This is a genomic window from Mesorhizobium newzealandense (assembly GCF_042682145.1).
In the GTDB taxonomy this organism is placed as follows: Bacteria; Pseudomonadota; Alphaproteobacteria; order Rhizobiales; family Rhizobiaceae; genus Mesorhizobium; species Mesorhizobium newzealandense.
In genome coordinates, this window is sequence record NZ_JBHUGZ010000017.1 from 83,974 (window position 1) to 101,351 (window position 17,378).

Consider the following 17,378-nt stretch of genomic DNA (forward strand, 5'->3'; position numbering starts at 1 on the left):
ACGCGGACAGTGAAGATCACCGTTGGGTTAAAACCAGACCTTCGCGGGTATTGCGCCGTTGGCGCTCCCACTCTACGGGAAACCCGCGCACCAGCGGCTGCAATTGCATCGTCGGAGGCTGTCGCCCGTCGAGGATTGCCTCGACCAGGTCCGGCGCCAAGAGCGTCAGTCGAAGCATATGGGAGACGAACGACCGGTCGAGTTTCTCAGCCGCAGCGAGTTCGCTGATCGTCGCGTGTTTTCCCGATTCCAGCTCATGCTGCCAGTGGAATGCCTGGACAAGGGCTCTCAGCAGCGTGTTGTCGATGCGCGGTCGCGACGGTGCCCAAGGCTCTGCTCCAGCCGGCGAGACGATTAGTTTGCGGCCACCGCGCTTGCGGATGGCCATAGCCATGGTCACGGTGAGCGCGGTGCCGTCCCTACTGATTTCGTGGTTAGCCATCAGGCTGCCCTATCCAGGTTTGGCCGTTGCCGAAGCTCAGTGATGACACTGGCTATCCCCTCGGTGCGAAGGCGGATGGTGATGCCGTCTACATCGACGTTTATGCGCTCGACCAGCAGCTGGATGATGCGCGCCTGCTCGGCGGGAAAGAGTTCCTCCCAAAGACTATCGAACTGAACCAGTGCGTCGCGCACCTCGGTCTCGCTGATCTCGTCGCTGTCCTTGCGGGCGGCCGCCCACGTCTTCACAATCATCTCTGGCGAGCGCAGCAGGACGCGAACCTGATCGATGACTGCAGCCTCAATCTCGCCGGCAGGCAAGCGCCGTACCGAGCATGTCTCCGGGCCGAGCTTCTGGACACTGGTGGTGACATAGTAGCGATACAGACGGCCTTTTTTCCTCGTGTGTGCCGGCGTCATGGCATAGCCGCTGGGAGCAAAGATCAGCCCCTTGAGCAAGGCTGGCGTCTGCCTGCGGCTCTGTCCGGCCCGCTTGCTCGGGCTTTCCGCTACGATCGAGCGGACGTTGTCCCAGAGATCTTGTGAGACGATCGGCTGGTGCTCGCCGGGATAGCTTGTGCCCTTGTGGACAGCCTCGCCGATGTACACCCGGTTGCTGAGGAGCTTGTACAGAAGGCCTTTGTCGAAGGCCTTCCCGTTCTTGCGCCTGAGGCCCTCCGCATTCAGGGTTCGCGCCAGGATGGTCGCCGAACCTATCCGCAGGAATCGCTCAAATATCGAGCGGACAATGGCAGCCTCCTCATCTTGAATGAGCAGCTTCCGATTCTCGACCCGGTAGCCGAATGGCACGTTGCCACCCATCCACATGCCCTTCCTGCGGGATGCAGCGAACTTGTCCCTGATGCGCTCTCCGATCACCTCACGTTCGAACTGGGCGAAGGACAGCAGGATGTTCAGCGTCAGTCTGCCCATGGAGGTCGTCGTGTTAAAGCTCTGGGTAATGGATACGAAGGTGACGCTGTTCGCCTCGAACAGCTCGACCAGCCGGGAAAAGTCGGTGAGCGACCGCGAGAGCCGGTCGATTTTGTAGACGACAACAACATCGACCAAACCCGCTTCGACATCGCGTAGCAGCCGCTTCAGGCCGGGCCGTTCCAGCGTGGCACCGGAGATGCCGCCATCGTCGTAGCGGTCAGGCACCAGCACCCATCCCTCTGACCGCTGGCTGGCCACATAGGACTCGCAAGCCTCGCGCTGGGCGTCGAGGGAGTTGAACTCCATGTCGAGCCCTTCCTCCGACGACTTTCGCGTATAGACGGCGCAGCGCAGCTTTCGGACCACCGGCTTGTTCTCGGGTGAATGCGTGTTCACTGGCCCCTCCCCCTCTGGCTCTTCAGACCGAAGAAGATCAGGCCGTTCCAGCGTGTGCCGGTGATCGCCCGGGCGATTGCCGAGAGCGATTTATAGGGCCTGCCATCATATTCGTAGCTGTCGGCCAGGACCGTCGCGCAATGCTCGACGCCCTGCCAATCGCGCATCAGCCTGGTGCCGGCGATAGGTCGGTTATCAGAGCGAATTCCGCGCCCACCCGAGCGGGGTTCCAGATCTTCGGCCAGTGCAGCCAGCCGCTTCAGGGTCTCCGGCTTCAGACCGCCATAGGCAAGTTCCTGAATACGATAGGCGAGCCGGCTCTCCAGGAACTTCCTGTTGTATGGTGGCGGCTCAGCGGCGAAGAGGTCGCGCCACGTGGACTTGAGCGTGACGATATCCATCGTCTTCAACTCAGCCAGGCGGCCCAGCACGTTGTCGGTCATAAGGCATTCTCCGTCGCGAAGGGTTCGACGGCACCACCGCTCTGGTTGGCGGTGAAGTCCACGCAACTATTCTCCGACACCGCAGATAGTCTTCTTGACTGTCGCGCCCGAAGACGCATGAGGCCGACCGCCAGGGTTTCCGCCGCCTCGCCGAGACGTTCCGAAGCATTCATCAGAGCAGGCGAGAGAGGGTTGGGACTGCTCGACATCGTTCGAATCCGGTTGTTCTTGGTGACCAAGATTTAACCGTCAAAACGCACCCCTCCAGCACCCAGCGAAATACGATGGAATGCCGCGAAAAGAATTGTGATCGTGGGTAATTCAGCAAAGAACAGCGTGGCTGTGCCGGCAAGCCGCCTGGAAGCACAGATGACGGATCAGGCAAGTTCCAATGAGTTCCCTGCGACCGCCCTCATGTTAGAGGAGGCTCTCCGGAATTTCGTACCGTCGGAACTATGGCAGGCTTATGAGCAAGCTGCGAAGGCCCGCCGGGACCTACCCAGAAGGAGCGTCTGGCACTCCGCGTACCTCAACGAACCGCGAAGCGTCGCGGGAAACAGGACGGCGGCTCAGATCAAGACTGCCGAGGCGGCGATGAAACGCGCTTGGCAGCAGATAATGGGTGAGTTCAGGGCGCAGTTGCTGGCAGGCAAGTTGACGGCTTATGCGCGAGAGATATTTCCTTTTGGCTCAGTAAAGGCGATTCCGCCCGATGCCTGGAACAGCCTCCGGATCACCAAGATTCGCTCCGGGCGCGTGAGAGGCCCGGGGGTCGAGTTGACCGGCCTTTGCGTTTCGTTGGGCCCGCAAAGCAGCCCCACAGAGGAAAGACCCGAAGCTGAGTCGTCACCGGCTGAAGATGGCGACCAGGCCTGCGAAACCATGTTCACCGCGAACAAGGACTACAGCGTCGTCCGCATTGGCAAGGCCGAATTTCATCTTGGGCCCATGGCGGCTGCAGTTATTCGGGAACTCCATAGCGCAAGTCTCACCGCAGAGCCATGGTGTAGCGGGAAGGAGCTTCTCTATAAGGCCCGCTCGAAGAGCAACAACGTCGGCGATCTCTTCCGACGTCACATTCATCCGAGTTGGCGGCTTCTCATCGAGTATCGTCACCACGGGAAGTACCGGCTGGCCGTAGCGCCCAAATAGTTAGCGTCCGACCTGCGTCCGATCCGCGTCAGGGGACACTGACGGGGTGCACAGGCACGTTCTCCAGCGAACGACATCGCAACCGGAGAATATCATGTCCCCCCATCTCACACAGATTGAACTGGCCGATCGCTGGCGCATGAGCGAGCGCACATTGGAAAGATGGAGGTGGCGCAAGACAGGTCCAAGCTACATCAAAATTGGCGGCAAGGTTGTCTATGCAATTACCGATGTGGAGGCTTATGAACGCCGGCGCCGCGCCGAGACCCATTCGTCGATCATCGGCTCGTGGGAGGGATAGATGGATCTCGACACAAGAAACCTGGGAGCGCTTGCACGCGCTTACCGGGCTAGTGTCACGATGCCGGTGAGCAAAGATGACGGTGAAACCAATAGGACAAACCTGCAAGTTGGCCGGCTTGTGGGCCGCTACATGTTGTCGGTGCAGCTCGCCATCGTCATCGCCGAACTCGCCTTCTCTTCCGGGAGGGCCAGTTGAAAGCTGCTCAGGCTTGTCCGCGGAGGGTAGCATGATGGCCTCCCGCGCAATCATCGTCCCAGAACATCTCGGCGAACAAGAACTGGATTGGCTGCTAAGCGTCGGAGTGTCAGTGCCGACAATCGTGCGGCCGAGCATGATCAAGATGGCAACCGGAACCAAGGCTCCTGACGGGCTGTTCGAGCCGACGCCGGCCGGCGACCGCTGGTTTGTGGTGGAGACCGAGGAGGATCTGGTCTTCTGGAACCCCCGCACGAACATTTTCGCCACCGACGTCGCTCACGCCTTTGCCCTCGGCGAGGAGATAATCAGTGCCGCTGCCACATACAGCTTCGACAGCACCCTGAACATCTTCGCCCATCCCTTGGACTGGCTGCATAGGAAGCGAGATGGGATCGTCGTGTTGCCCGACCAGTGGCATCGGGCGTTCGACCGGCTGCGAGATGCACCGCGAGTAGCTCTCGCCGAGAGCCTGCTGCCGCATTATCGGCGACACATGCGGCCGGCCCGCGTGCCGGAGCTGTTTGTCATGACTGCACAAAGGCGTGCGCAATGAGCGACCCAGTGCCAATCCCGATTGCGGAGTACGAGCGCGGTAGCAAGAAGACTACGCGCTTCATCCGCACCAACACCACCACTATCATGGCGACCGTGTTCCCGCCGATCCGGTGGGTTGTCCCCGGCTATGTCCCCGAGGGTCTCGCCATTCTTGCGGGCAGGCAAAAGCTCGGCAAGACGTGGCTGGCGATCGACTGGGCCCTCGCCGTCGCCTGCGGCGGCATTGCCATGGGTGCGGTGGAATGCGAGCAGGGCGACGTACTCTACATCGACCTGGAGAATGGCCATCGCCGAATCCAGCGGCGGATCGAAACCCTGTTTCCCGACATGCGCCATCGCCCCGACCTGTCCCGACTGGAATGGGTGGGGGAGGCACCGTTACTCAACAACGGCTTCCTCGACGCCCTCGACGACTGGCGGCTGTCGGTCGCCAAGCCCCGGCTGGTGGTGATCGATGTCCTCCAGCGCGTCAAGCCACCCGGGAACGCCAATCAGAATGCCTACGAAAGCGACTATGCGACATTGGCCGGGTTGCAACGCTGGGCCACCGAGCACGGTATCGCCGTCGTGGCGCTGCACCACACCAAGAAGGGTGGCGCCGAGGACCCTCTGGAGGCACTGAGTGGGTCCAACGGCATGTCGGCCTGTGCCGACACGACCCTCGTGCTCGACCGTGACCAGAACGGTGTGACGCTCTATGTCCGCGGTCGCGACGTCGAGGAGAAGGAGACGGCGCTAAAGTTCGTCGGCGGGAACTGGACTTTGACCGGCGAGGCGGCCGACGTGCGCCGCTCGGGCGAACGCGGTAACATCCTGGTAACATTGGAAGAGGCCGGAGAGCCGATGTCGCCAAGTGATCTCTCACATGTTACCGGCATGAAGAACGGTAACATTCGCAGGCTGCTTCATGCGATGACAAAGGCGGGAGAAGTCCAGAAAACCGGGCGCGGCCAGTACATCCACCCCGAAAAAGCTGTCGAAAAACGCTCTTCTGCCTAACCCGGTAACATCGGTAACAAGGTAACTTTGAGCCAAGACCGCACCAAAGCGCATCGGCCGTTGTTACGTTGTTACCGATGTTACCGGGGTGTCGGGAGAGCTGCCTTTTCCCACGCGACTAGCAGCGGACCTTTGCTCCCATAGGCGGGATCCTTGCGCGGACGGCCAACCTTTAGGATCGTCGTGAGCGCGCCGTCATGCTGTTCGGCCTTCGTGCATTCGTCATAGGTCCCAAAGGGAGGATATGCGCCAACGACCAGAAAGTCGCCGGATGCAGAAAGGCACTGGTGCCCGGTGCCGGCCGGGAGAACCGCGACGTCGCCGGCCTTCAGGGAGAGCGTTCGTCCCTTCCTGCCTCCAAACTGAACTTTGGCAGCCCCTTGCGCGACGCCGAGCACTTCGTGTATCTGCGAATGGTAGTGAACGTAGTCGTATATGCCGTTCCGCCAGCTATTCCCCCATCCATTAGCGTTGAAAAGCTCCTCCACAACGGCTGCGGGATCGAATTCTTCGGGCAGTTTCACGGCGCCGCGGTAGACGACAAGCGGCCAAAACGGATGGTTGGGCACCAGGCCATCATCATTGAACCGAAACTCATTCGATTTTCGCCGCCTTACAAGATCGGCGATCTCCCGCCTGCCTGGCCTTGCGATACCGGTGACCTGCTCTGCAGCTTTCTTCATACTCTGCAGAATGCTCATGACTTAGCCTTCCATTGGAGGTAGGCGGAATTCAACTGGGCGCATGTCGGTCGGTTCCGCTTCGCCTGTTCCGGCAATGCATGCCGATCTTTGCGGCCGTATGATCCTGACCGCGGGATTCAACGTGTATTCGGCCCGGCTGGCGTGAGCCCTCCCCAGTCTACTCCGCCTCCTTGTTGCCGGCTGAATGGAAGAAGGATCGGATCTCGTCCATGTCGACGCTGTCATCGCCGTTCTCGTCAACGGCATTGAATATCCGTCCGATGAAATCCTGGACCTCGGTCTGCGAAAGCGCGCCATCGCCGTCGGCGTCCACTATTGCAAACATTATTCGCATCTTAGCGCCATGCATCATCTTGGCTCCCATACCGCCGTGACCTCCCATCATCCGCCGCCCTTCAGGGGGGCCCATTCTGTAGTCTCGATGCCAGCGGTCGCCACCGCGCCGTTCCGATCGGGGGCCGTGATGCTCCTGCATTCTTTCCACCATCATCTCACCCATCATCTCACCCATCATCTGGCGCATCATTTCACGCATAGAGTCTTGGGTTTGTCCGGTCCCTTCGGGCGACTGATCGGTGTCCTGATCCTGGGCCTTCACTGCGGGCACAGGTGTTCCGCTCGACTCGGCCAGCGCGGGCGAGCCCAACATGATCAACACAGCGGCAACTGCCGCGGTTTTGCTCGGAAGGGTCATGGTGTTCTCCTGTGGGTGAATGGCTACGCCGATCATGTCGGCATCCAAGCAAACCCGCAGCTTACCTCCTGGTTCCTGCCGAGTTTCGCTGATGATCCTCGCTGACGGTCTCGATGGAGCGCAAACATGCTAATTTATTCGCGCAAACATGAAGAAGAGCCTCGAAACGATGACTGCGCTCCTGGATCAGGAGCGCATCACGGAAAGCGACGTTGATATCGTCATTTGTACCAATGAAATTTTCTACCACAACCTTTAAGCGGCTCGGGAGCTTGAGGCAAATGAGAGCGGAGAGGCTTTCGAACGCGCAATCCGCAAGGTGCTGCCTACCTCGTCTTCGCCCACTGATTGACGGCGGCATCAAGCGCATCAGTGGTCGTTGCTTCGGCAGTTTCGCGCAAGAACCGCACCCAACGATCCGTGTTGCGCTCGCTGTAGTGGCGGTAAAAGTGCTTGTTCCTGTCGCTAAGCGTCAGCCCAAAATAATCTGGATTTGATTGGCCCTGATCTGTCATTGCCGCCAGTGATCCGCGCATTGGCCTGCTCTGCTTTTGACGATCAACCTGTCGCGCCCATTCCCATGCAACAAAGTCGGCAGAATGGAAGACGCCTTCAATCTGGTTCTTTGGGGCAGTTGTGAGTTTGGATAGAGAATACTTTTCCAGTACGTACTCGTATTGTGGATTCGCCTCCCTTTGCGACCGAGCTGTTCTATGGCTGCCCGAGAGGCTGCGCCTGCCCTGCCTCGCATGCCGGCAGCCTCACTGGTTTGGCGAGCTTTGCCAGCGCCTCGGGCTTGGCGCAAGCCGGAAAGCCGGCGAGCGGCATTGTTTCAATAAACCGGCTGCGCTCTTTAGTGCTCAAGCCGACTTCATTAATCATGCTCTCGACGGTCATGTCCGGGTGCTGCTTGAGAGTTTCCCTAACCGAAGCATTCGCCTCATCCATTCGACCCAGAGCCGCAAGGGAGCTGCTAAGCACCACCCACTTCCACTTGTCGTAGTTGTTAGGCGTCATGCGCTCCAGCATCTTCAACGCGTCCTCATACCGGCCGGCCATAAAATAGGCAGGGGCGAAGAAGTTGGACGTCCACATCGGGTAGTTCGGGTCGAGCCGCATTACCTGGTCGACCATTTGAGCGCCGCGTTCGGGTTCACCGAAGCGTGCCGCATAGCCGGTATAGAATGTCAGGATTTCGGACGAACCGGGAGCAAGACGAAGGGCCGTGTCCAGCTCAGCCTTGGCGCGGGCGTTGTCGCCCTTGTGGCTGAGGCTCATACCAAACACGGCGTGTGCCTCAGCGTCGCTTGGATCGAGCCGCACCGCGCGTTCGGCCACATCGGCAGCCGCCTTGATCTCGCTCTCGGGATTGATACCGAAGCCAGCCAATATAACATGCGCATGATAAAGTTCGACCCAGGCGCGGGCCAGCCCTGGGTCCAGCTCAACGGCGCGGTTGAGAAGCGCGATGGCCTCCTCCTCATCCGCTATGGTGATCTTTTCAATCTTCTCGGTCCCGAGCAGATAATAATCATAAGCATTCAGGTTTTCAGGTCGCTTACGTTTGGCCGCGGCCCGCCCGGCCGTCTGAATCAACCCTACGCCGCCGCCCAGACGGTTGGTGACTTGCTCTGCGATCTCGGTCTGGACGGCGAAAACGTCCTCAGCGGGCCGGTCCCAACGATCCGACCAAAGATGGTTACCGGTTTGTGCATCGATCAACTGCGCGGTGACCCGCACCCGCCCATTTTGCCGCTGGATAGAGCCTTCCAGTACGAAGCCGACATGGAGCGCACTTGCGACCTGGCGGGCATCCACCGGCTTGCCTTTGTAAACTTCCGTCGAATTCCGGGCCACGACCTCAAGTTCGGGAAACCGCGCGAGGTCGGTTATGATATCCTCAGTCAAGCCATCGGCCAAACGCCCGGTGGCCTCGTCGCCGCCATAATTATTGAAGGGCAGCACCGCGACCGACGGCTTGGTCCCCAGCGGCACGGGCTGAAAGAACCACCAGGTCCCTCCACCCGCCAGAGCCAGCGCCACGATCGCCGCCGCAGCCGTCCTGGTCCAGCGCGGCATCATTCCGAGAAGCGGGCGGCGCGCCCGTTTGCCGTCGAGTCTCAGCCGATACATCCGCACTGGGCGGCTGATGTTCTTGACCTGCTGCTCGCCGGCGAAATCGAGCGGCCAGTCGAGTTTGCCCTGGAGATGATCGTAGGCCGTACCCGACACCATCACGCCGGCCGGCTCGGCCAACTGCTCCAGCCGAGCGGCGACATTCACGCCATCACCATAGACATCGCCATCCACCAATGCCACATCGCCTAGATTGATCCCGATGCGGAATACGATGCGCTCAGGCTCCGGTAGGCCGGCGTTGCGCGCCGCCACGGTATTCTGAATCTCCGCAGCGCAGCCAACCGCATCAACCACGCTGTCGAAGGCGACGAGCGCGCCGTCGCCCATCAGCTTGACGATCCGGCCATGGTGCCGGGCGATGGTCGGATCGGTCAGTTCTGCACGGATGGTTCTGAGCCGCGCGATGGTGCCGCCCTCGTCGGCCTCCATCGCCTTCGAATAGCCGACCATGTCTGCCGCCAAGATAGCCAGCAGCTTCCGATTGAGAGGGGGAACCGCCATATGCGCCTCTTTATGGCACAACCCTACACCCATGGAAGCACCGGAGCCAGAACGCGCCGTTGACCGCGCGGTGAATGACCGCTCGTTAGCCGTTCCTGACTTTCGACCGGTGCGGATGAACGTCTTCAACGGGTCACGGCCTGCCATCGAACCGCCGCAGGGGAAGGTCCGCAACGAGTCGAACTCGGTCGTTCGGAGTGATTGGGTTTTGACCGAAAGGACGTGAAGGCGGAATATTGATGAGTTCCGGCGCGCCCTTCCAACGGTCTTCCAGCGGTCTGCCAACTATCCGTTCCAACGGCGTTCCAACGCCCTTCCAGCGGTCTTCCAACGGGGGTGCTTCCTATCCCATTTCTAAAGATATGGCCGCTGGAGGCCGGCCAATCAGATATTGGTCCCGTTCCCGGCAAGGCAGCGAGCGCCCGCACACGGTATGCGTGGCCTTCTTGGGATCGACTGCGCGGTCCAGGGTGTTGGCCGCTGCGAAGCGCTCGGGCCACGCCGTCTTCCTCGGAACCGGCCGAATCGCCGAATGCATCGGACGGCTCGATCAGCACTGTTTTCGCCTTCCTGAATTGCGAGCGAAAACCTGCGCAAACAAAGGAACTAGCGCGAAACAATGTCATGATTCCAGCGGGTTGGCGTCTCTGATAGACTCTCTTGCGTAACTAGAGCGTGAGCACACCTGAGGGACGCAATGGGTCCTTCCGGGGCGGTGAAGCTATGCCGGAGGGCGCAGCGCTGAGGGTCGCCAGCGTCAGGCATATTTTTTTGGGAAGCCACTCGGAGTCCAAATCCAGAGCCAGGACCGCGTAAGCCTTTGATCAAGCGTGCAGAGTTGAAAGTGCCGTTGGACCCCTGTTGGACCCGGAGTCCAGTTCGGATCCAGATGGTCCACCGACAGATCCACCGCCGAGTCCAGCAGCAGAGTCCGGAAGCCACATCCTCTTCGAGGAGAGAGCATGCCTGTCCAGTTCGCACCGGAAGCCATCGAGCACTGGCCGATCGAGCGGCTGAAGCCGTATGCCCGGAACGCCAAGACGCATGCGCCGGACCAGGTGGCGAAGATCGCGGCCAGCATGGCCGAGTTCGGCTGGACGGTACCGGTGCTGGTGTCTGCCGAGGGCGAGGTGATCGCCGGTCATGGCCGTATCCTGGCTGCCGGGGAACTGGGCCTGCCGGAGGTGCCGGTAATCATCCTCGATCATCTCAGCGAAGCGCAGCGGCGTGCCTACCGCATTGCCGACAACAAGCTGACGGAGTTGGGCGGGTGGGATGACGCCCTGCTCGCACGCGAGCTTCATGCGCTGAACGGCGACGGCTTCGACCTGAGCCTCACTGGACTCGACGAGGCGGAACTCGACCGGCTGATGGGCGAGCTTCGCGACGAAACCGAAGGTGCCGCGGGTGAGGATGAGATTCCCGAGCCGCCGGTCGATGCAGTCACCCGCCCCGGCGACCTGTGGGTGCTTGGAAGGCACAGACTGCTGTGCGGCGATGCTACGGTCGCGGAAGATGTCGGACGGCTGCTTTCGGGTGCGGTACCGCATCTCATGATCACCGATCCGCCGTTTGGGGTGAACTACGATCCCTCCTGGAGGAAAGAGGCTGGAGTCTCGACCACTCGCCGAACCGGCAAGGTCGCCAATGACGATCGCGCCGACTGGCGCGAGGCGTGGGCGCTGTTTCCCGGTGATGTGGCCTATGTCTGGCATGCCGGCGTCCATGCCTCGACGGTGGCCGACAGCCTGGTTGCTTCTGGCTTCGGCATCCGCTCCCAGATCATCTGGGCCAAGCCCCGCCTGGTGCTCAGCCGTGGCCACTACCATTGGCAGCATGAGCCCTGCTGGTATGCGGTCAGGGAGGGAGCGACCGGGCACTGGCAGGGAGCGCGCGACCAGACCACCATCTGGATGATCGGCAATGCCGATCAGGGTGAGGACGACGCCACGGTCCACGGGACGCAAAAGCCGGTCGAATGCATGCGGAGGCCACTGCTGAACAACGGCGCCACTGGCTCGTCGGTCTACGAGCCCTTCTCCGGCAGTGGCACCACCATCATTGCCGCCGAGAGCACTGGCCGCACCTGCTTCGCCATGGAGCTCAATCCGCGTTACTGCGATGTCGCGGTGGATCGGTGGCAGAACTTCACAGGGCGCCAAGCAGTTCTGGGGGCCAGTGGTCTCGATGTCGCCAATGTCCATTCCAGCCGATCCGCAGCCTGACCTTCGTTTGATCGGGCACAAGCGAGAGAGGCCACCATGCAGGGGATGAGCGAGCGCCAGTATGCCGCCCATGCCGGGGTCTCCCGCGGCGCCATACAGAAGGCCAGGATTGCCGGACGGCTAGTACTGTTTGAGGATCGCTCAATTGATGGGCCAGGATCCGACGCGCGCCGGGCAGCTCTGACCGATCCTTCAAAGCAGAGGCGCTCCCCACCACGGCCCAAACTGAAGGCCGTACCAGAGGAGGCGCTGTCGGCCGTTGGCGAGTCGTTGCGCGAACAGGGGCTATCGGCGCCCGTCGTCGGAGGCTCGACCACTTTCCTGCAGGCAAAGACGGCCAATGAGGTGCTGAAGGCGCAGGAGCGCCGGTTGAAGCTTCAGAAGATGAAGGGCGAGCTTGTCTCGCTCGATCGCGCCAAGACCCTGCTGTTCCGGCTGGCGCGGGAGGAACGTGACGCCTGGGTGAACTGGCCCGGACGCGTCGCGGCGATCCTGGCGGCCGAACTAGGGGTCGATACCGCCATCATGCACCAGCTTCTCGAGAGCCAGGTGAGAGCCCACCTGGGGGAGTTGGCCGATGTCCGCACTGACTTCCGATGAGGTTCTGGAAGAAGGCCTGTTCCGCTTCGAAGGCGTCGATGAACTAAAGTCGTCCTGGCGCGAGGGCCTGCGCCCCGACCCGTTCATGACGGTATCGGGATGGGCCGACCGGCACCGCATGCTGGCGGCAAGAGCTTCGGCCGAGCCCGGCCGCTACCGAACAAGCCGCACGCCCTACATGCGCGAGATTATGGATGCCTTGTCTCCTGGCTCTCCTGTGCAGCGGGTCGTGTTCATGAAGGCCGCACAGGTCGGCGCAACGGAGGCCGGCAACAACTGGATCGGCTTCATCATCCATCAGGCGCCGGGACCGATGCTGGCCGTGCAGCCGACCGTCGAGCTTGCCAAGCGCAACTCGCGTCATCGCATCGATCCGCTGATCGAGGAGAGCCCTGCACTGCGCGACCGGGTGAAGCCAGCCCGCTCGCGCGATGCCGGCAACACGATGCTGTCGAAGGAGTTCAATGGCGGCATCCTGATCATGACCGGTGCGAACTCGGCTGTCGGTCTGCGCTCGACACCGGCGCGCTATATCTTCCTCGACGAGGTCGACGCCTATCCCGCCTCCGCCGATGACGAGGGCGATCCGGTCACCCTTGCAGAGGCACGCTCGCTGACCTTCTCGCATCGCAGGAAGGTGTTTTTGGCCTCGACGCCCACCATTCGCGGACTGTCGCGGATCGAGCGGGAGTATGAGGCGTCCGACCAGCGCCGCTATCATGTCCCCTGCCCCGAATGCGGCGTCATGCAGTGGCTGAAGTTCGAGCGGCTGCGCTGGGAGAAGGGCAGGCCCGAAACGGCCCGTTATCACTGCGAGGCTTGTGAGGCCCCAATCGGCGAGCACAGCAAGACAGCCATGCTGCAGGAGGGGGAATGGCGTGCGAGTGCAACAGCTTCAGATCCTGCCACGGCAGGCTTCCACCTTTCCGCTCTCTACTCGCCTGCTGGGTGGCTCTCATGGCAGGCAATCGCTCGCGCTTTTGAGACGGCTCAGGGGTCGGACGAGTCGCTCAAAGCCTTTCGCAACACCGTTCTCGCCGAGACTTGGGTCGAGACCGGTGAGGCACCGGACTGGCAGCGCCTGCATGACCGGCGCGAACAATGGCAAGCGGGCAGCGTTCCTGCCGGTGGCCTGTTCCTCACCGCCGGCGCCGACAATCCAGAAGGACCGCATTGAGGTTGACGTCTGGGCATGGGGCCGCGGCCTGGAAAGCTGGCTGGTCGAGCACGTCGTGCTGGACGGCGGCCCGGGAGACGAAGCCTGCTGGAAGGCGCTCGATCAGGTGCTCGGCCGCAGCTGGTCGAGTGTCTGCGGCAAGGCTATGCGGATCTTGCGGCTGGCGATTGACACCGGCTACGAGGCACCCGCCGTCTATACCTGGGCGCGCAGGGCGGGATCGGCCCATGTCGCTCCGGTCAAGGGTGTCGAAAACTTCAACCGGGCAAGCCCGGTCACTGGTCCCACCTTTGTTGATGCGACCTCACACGGCAAGCGCCTCAGGCGCGGTGCGAAACTCTGGACCGTCGCAGGCTCGACCTTCAAGGCGGAGACCTATCGCTTCCTTCGCCTGCCGAGACCAACGGACGAGGAGCTGGAGGCCGGTGCCAGACACCCGGCCGGAACTGTCCATCTTCCATCCTGGATAGACAGCGAGTGGTGCAAGCAGTTCGTCGCTGAGCAGTTGGTCACGGTGCGCACCAGGCGCGGCTTCTCGCGCCTGGAATGGCAGAAACTCCGCGAACGCAATGAAGCCCTCGACTGCCGCGTGTATGCCCGCGCCGCCGCCTGGATCGTCGGTGCCGACCGCTGGCCGGAATCGACCTGGCGCGACCTCGAGGCGCAGTTCGGCACGAAAACCACTGCCCTAGAACTGGCGATGACTGTCGCAGCCAAGGCGCCACCGTTGACCTCAGCTTCGAATATTCAAATGCCGCGCTCCCAAGGCCGGCAAGCCACGCGGAGGACAAGGCGGATTCGTCTGAGCCGCTGGATGGAGTAACGAAGCGCATGCCGCGATAGGGCGCCATCTCAAATAAATCAATCCAGCAGACACAACAAAGTCTTTGTCACCGGCTCGCCGGCTATTCACCTTGTTCCAAGTTACGCTGTATCTACCGGCAAATTTTGCTGCAATCTCCAGCGTTGCATGTCAAGATGGGCTGGGAAAAGGGTGGGGATTACATATGCACACGGCAATGAGCCAGAAGCTGGCGAGCTATGGCCAGTGGACGTATCGCGGTGCGTGGGCACTTGAAATCGTTGCGGCAATCATCGGTCTAACAACCGGTGTCGCTCTGAGTTACCGCGGCTTTGTTGCCAATGAAGCAGCGGACTCAATGGACCTTGTCCTTGCGAGTGCACCGTTCTTCATGATCGCGATTGCTGAGCTGACAAAAATCCCAATCGCCACACTTCTGTTCGGCGCCTCGTGGTTTTGGAAACCTGTTATCCTGGCGTTTCTACTCGTATTGGCCGGCATTACTTTTGAGACAGTCCTTCTCGGATTGGAGCGAGCCAGCACAATGCGCGAGGTGCAGTACGCCAACTTCGCCAACCAAAGTAAGGGACTCCAGCAGGAACTCGAGAATCTCAAGGCGGCAGCCGAAAGCTTGCGAAACTCTGACGACGAGGCAAAGGCTCGAAGTGATCTGGAGCAGCTCGGTGGATTGGCCGACACCGAGCGCGACAAACTGCGTGCACGGATAACAGAGGTTGACGAAGAGCTGCAGGCCGCAACCACCCTGTCGCCAGCGGCAGCGCGAGCCAAAGAGTTTCTTGAGGAGAAGCAAGCAGCGCTAAGCGCGCTGGTGGAACGGCGCGATCGAGAGATCAAGGATGCCGTGGAGCAGTTCGAGGGACAGCGGGACAGCTACGTTGATCGTATAAAGAGCGCGCGAGAAACAGGCGATCTTACGTCAGTGCAGCGCAACGAAGAAGGGCTGAACAAGTTAGCCAATCCGCGGCTGAAAAAAGAGGCCGAATTCGCGCCGAAATTGGCCGAATTGGAGCCCGCAGTCGCCGCGGCCCGCGCGGAATATGAGAGGCTGCGAAAAGATAGTCCTCCGATGACTCTCCAAGACAAACAGCGCCTCGAGGCTAGGCGCAACGATCTGGAGAAGCTCTACGACGGCACCGCGGCCGATTGGGATCGTAAGCTCGACGAGGCACGTACTGCGCTAGCCGCCGCTCAGGTAGCCGCAACTCGCAAGTCCGAGACGCTCGCCAAGAACCAGCAGCGGCAAGAGGCCATTGCGACGGAACTCAGCCGCCTGGAAACAGAGCGCCTCCCAGTCGCTCGCAACGATCAGATCCGTAGGCTGGCAGCTCGCTGGTACGGGCTGAAGCCAGAAGACGTTACAGACGCTCAGGCTGGCACGGTATCGACAATCTGGTTCGCCTCGCTTGCATTCATCGCCGCATTAGCGGGGCCGATCACGGCGATGGTCGCGCTGGCCCTACAACGTATCGGCGCACAACCAGAAGTTCAGCGTGACAGCAAACTCTCGCGTTTGCTACGCCGAATGTTGCTACGCTGGCGTTGGCGCCGTGTCCGGAAGGTACCCGTGCACGTGCCGGTCGACAGAGAAGTCGAAAGGCGCGTCGAAGTTCCTGTCGAAGTCGAGAAGGTCGTCAAAGAGATCCTCTATGTACCCATCCTTACTGACGACCCGGAAGCGTTGCGCCGGGCATTGGATCGGGAACTGCCCCCCGAAGTAGTCGATCTGGTGAGGGTTTCTGCAAAAGGGCAATACGACCGCATAGAGAAAGCCCTGGAAGGTGACCTGCAATTAGATTTTGACGAGCCGGCAACGGTGGCGAAACGGGGTAGTAGACGTGCTCGTACGCCATAACACCAAGCTTCTCGAACAAGCGATCGATCTGCAGATCAAACGGTCGGCAATTCCAACCTTGCAGGCAGAAGCAGCTGCGCACGACAAGATCGCTCGTGCCAACGCATTTCGGCGAATGGCTAGCGGCGCTGCCATCGCCATCGCCGCTGTCGGGATCGGTGTGGGTGTATGGCTGGTCTTTGATCGCGACCCAACGGTGAAGCAACCGGAGCCGCCGGTCGCCCAAAACCAGCCGTCAAACCCGAACGAGAACCAGCCAAAAGAGACGAAGAAATCAGAAGACAGAATTCCGGATGAAGAGACAATCGCCGAGGAGGGAAAGACAGACAAGCCGAAGTCGCCGTCAATCGAGCAGCCGACGCCAACGACCGCAGGCCCAGCCAATCCAGATACGTTCGATTTCGTAAAGTTCGCCAATCGCAAAGTGACTTACGCTGGCAGCACCTGGCAACTCGAGTCCGGTCATCATTTTGAGAGTGAGAAAAATCCAACCTGGGACACAGCTTGGTGCTACACGCGGAGGCTGGCAAACACCGGGGTCGAGGTTCAGGTAAGCCTTGTCAACCGACCCTCACCTACATCGACGCCGCAGGCACCGGTGTCGTCGAGCGAGACACTCGCATCGGTGGGCCTTGACGACAATTCGGCACGAGAACTCGCCAGCCGTTGTCTATGGCTCGACGAGGCCAGTTTCGCGCCAGGCGATTTCGATATGGACCATGAGCGGAAAGAAGCAGCGGCTGCGGCCGAAGAACTCTCCGTGCAGGACGGATGGGACGCGATCGGAAACGATCTGCCGGGTATGCCTGCTTGGAATGTCTCGCTTGAACAGTGTCAGGCCCAATGCGAAGCAGATCGCCGCTGCTTAGCACTCACCTACGATAAGAAGCACGCCGCCTGTTTCATGAAAGATAATGGGTCGATTCTGGTTAGGAGTCCTGATGCAGTGATGGCAGCGAAGGGAGCCATCAAGGCGAGTCTTCAGTACTCGAGCCTCGTTTTCGCCAAGGACACAGTAGTCATTGGGGGCGCTTACGCGAATGTGCGGAGCGGCTACGCCGACTGCGTATTGGCCTGCGCCGCTGATCAGAGATGTTTAGGCTTCAATTTTGACGGTCCGAACAAGATGTGTGCCATGCTCGACACCGTGACATCATCGTCTCCCTTCAAGGGCGTGACGTCGGGCGTAAAAGCCACCCGCAGCTGAATTGGCACCGGCCCGAAAACTGCGCAGAGAAC

The 17,378-nt window shown here is 60.8% G+C and carries 18 protein-coding genes; 11 read left to right on the forward strand and 7 right to left on the reverse strand.

Annotation, left to right across the window (positions count from 1 at the left end; all coding sequences use genetic code 11):
- Positions 1–16: 16 nt before the first annotated feature.
- Genes ACFSOZ_RS24810 through ACFSOZ_RS24820 form a run of 3 tightly spaced genes read right to left on the reverse strand, consistent with a single transcriptional unit; the run spans position 17 to position 2,216 of the window.
- Positions 17–442: a hypothetical protein gene (locus ACFSOZ_RS24810; protein ID WP_379102178.1), complete on the reverse strand. Its 426-nt coding sequence runs from the start codon at positions 440–442 to the stop codon at positions 17–19.
- Positions 442–1,773 (reverse strand): recombinase family protein, encoded by a 1,332-nt coding sequence (locus ACFSOZ_RS24815; protein WP_379102179.1) that lies wholly within the window; start codon positions 1,771–1,773, stop codon positions 442–444. Before ACFSOZ_RS24815 ends, ACFSOZ_RS24810 begins: the two co-directional genes overlap by 1 nt.
- Positions 1,770–2,216 carry a DUF2924 domain-containing protein gene (locus tag ACFSOZ_RS24820; protein WP_379102181.1) on the reverse strand — a complete coding sequence of 149 codons (447 nt, stop codon included), beginning with the start codon at positions 2,214–2,216 and terminating at the stop codon, positions 1,770–1,772. Before ACFSOZ_RS24820 ends, ACFSOZ_RS24815 begins: the two co-directional genes overlap by 4 nt.
- A 369-nt stretch (positions 2,217–2,585) precedes the next feature.
- Between ACFSOZ_RS24820 and ACFSOZ_RS24825 the strand changes: the two genes are divergently transcribed.
- The 5 genes from ACFSOZ_RS24825 (at position 2,586) to ACFSOZ_RS24845 (ending at position 5,424) form a co-directional block, all read left to right on the forward strand.
- The gene (locus tag ACFSOZ_RS24825; RefSeq protein WP_379102183.1) at positions 2,586–3,368 is read left to right on the forward strand and encodes a hypothetical protein; all 783 of its coding nucleotides are present in this window, start codon (positions 2,586–2,588) and stop codon (positions 3,366–3,368) included.
- Between the two features lie 94 nt (positions 3,369–3,462).
- On the forward strand, positions 3,463–3,669 hold the full coding sequence (locus tag ACFSOZ_RS24830) for a helix-turn-helix transcriptional regulator (protein WP_379102185.1): 207 nt from the start codon (positions 3,463–3,465) through the stop codon (positions 3,667–3,669).
- Positions 3,670–3,867 (forward strand): hypothetical protein, encoded by a 198-nt coding sequence (locus ACFSOZ_RS24835; protein ID WP_379102187.1) that lies wholly within the window; start codon positions 3,670–3,672, stop codon positions 3,865–3,867.
- A 31-nt stretch (positions 3,868–3,898) separates the two neighbouring features.
- A complete protein-coding gene (locus ACFSOZ_RS24840; protein ID WP_379102188.1) occupies positions 3,899–4,423 on the forward strand; it encodes a hypothetical protein in 525 nt (174 codons plus the stop codon).
- Entirely contained in the window at positions 4,420–5,424 is a 1,005-nt protein-coding gene (locus ACFSOZ_RS24845; protein WP_379102190.1) for an AAA family ATPase, read from the forward strand. Before ACFSOZ_RS24840 ends, ACFSOZ_RS24845 begins: the two co-directional genes overlap by 4 nt.
- An 80-nt stretch (positions 5,425–5,504) precedes the next feature.
- Here ACFSOZ_RS24845 and ACFSOZ_RS24850 read toward each other — a convergent pair whose 3' ends face one another.
- The 4 genes from ACFSOZ_RS24850 to ACFSOZ_RS24865 form a co-directional block, all read right to left on the reverse strand.
- A complete protein-coding gene (locus tag ACFSOZ_RS24850) occupies positions 5,505–6,125 on the reverse strand; it encodes a cupin (RefSeq protein WP_379102193.1) in 621 nt (206 codons plus the stop codon).
- A gap of 160 nt (positions 6,126–6,285) precedes the next feature.
- Positions 6,286–6,858 carry an EF-hand domain-containing protein gene (locus tag ACFSOZ_RS24855; RefSeq protein WP_379102196.1) on the reverse strand — a complete coding sequence of 191 codons (573 nt, stop codon included), beginning with the start codon at positions 6,856–6,858 and terminating at the stop codon, positions 6,286–6,288.
- A 290-nt stretch (positions 6,859–7,148) separates the two neighbouring features.
- The gene (locus tag ACFSOZ_RS24860) at positions 7,149–7,358 is read right to left on the reverse strand and encodes a hypothetical protein (RefSeq protein WP_379102198.1); all 210 of its coding nucleotides are present in this window, start codon (positions 7,356–7,358) and stop codon (positions 7,149–7,151) included.
- Positions 7,359–7,533: 175 nt separating this feature from the next.
- The gene (locus ACFSOZ_RS24865) at positions 7,534–9,462 is read right to left on the reverse strand and encodes an adenylate/guanylate cyclase domain-containing protein (protein WP_379102200.1); all 1,929 of its coding nucleotides are present in this window, start codon (positions 9,460–9,462) and stop codon (positions 7,534–7,536) included.
- 962 nt (positions 9,463–10,424) lie between these two features.
- Here ACFSOZ_RS24865 and ACFSOZ_RS24870 point away from each other — a divergent pair.
- From ACFSOZ_RS24870 to ACFSOZ_RS24895, 6 genes are all read left to right on the forward strand, one after another.
- On the forward strand, positions 10,425–11,687 hold the full coding sequence (locus ACFSOZ_RS24870) for a site-specific DNA-methyltransferase (RefSeq protein ID WP_379102202.1): 1,263 nt from the start codon (positions 10,425–10,427) through the stop codon (positions 11,685–11,687).
- A 36-nt stretch (positions 11,688–11,723) separates the two neighbouring features.
- Positions 11,724–12,287, forward strand: coding sequence for a hypothetical protein (locus tag ACFSOZ_RS24875; protein ID WP_379102204.1), 564 nt, complete (start codon positions 11,724–11,726; stop codon positions 12,285–12,287).
- Positions 12,265–13,464 carry a phage terminase large subunit family protein gene (locus tag ACFSOZ_RS24880; protein WP_379102206.1) on the forward strand — a complete coding sequence of 400 codons (1,200 nt, stop codon included), beginning with the start codon at positions 12,265–12,267 and terminating at the stop codon, positions 13,462–13,464. Before ACFSOZ_RS24875 ends, ACFSOZ_RS24880 begins: the two co-directional genes overlap by 23 nt.
- Positions 13,373–14,287 carry a terminase gpA endonuclease subunit gene (locus ACFSOZ_RS24885; protein WP_379102208.1) on the forward strand — a complete coding sequence of 305 codons (915 nt, stop codon included), beginning with the start codon at positions 13,373–13,375 and terminating at the stop codon, positions 14,285–14,287. Before ACFSOZ_RS24880 ends, ACFSOZ_RS24885 begins: the two co-directional genes overlap by 92 nt.
- 196 nt (positions 14,288–14,483) lie before the next feature.
- Positions 14,484–16,139: a hypothetical protein gene (locus tag ACFSOZ_RS24890; RefSeq protein ID WP_379102211.1), complete on the forward strand. Its 1,656-nt coding sequence runs from the start codon at positions 14,484–14,486 to the stop codon at positions 16,137–16,139.
- Positions 16,123–17,346, forward strand: a complete 1,224-nt coding sequence (locus ACFSOZ_RS24895) for a PAN domain-containing protein (protein WP_379102213.1) — start codon at positions 16,123–16,125, stop codon at positions 17,344–17,346. The genes ACFSOZ_RS24890 and ACFSOZ_RS24895 overlap by 17 nt, the downstream gene beginning before the upstream one ends.
- The last annotated feature ends 32 nt before the right edge of the window (positions 17,347–17,378 follow it).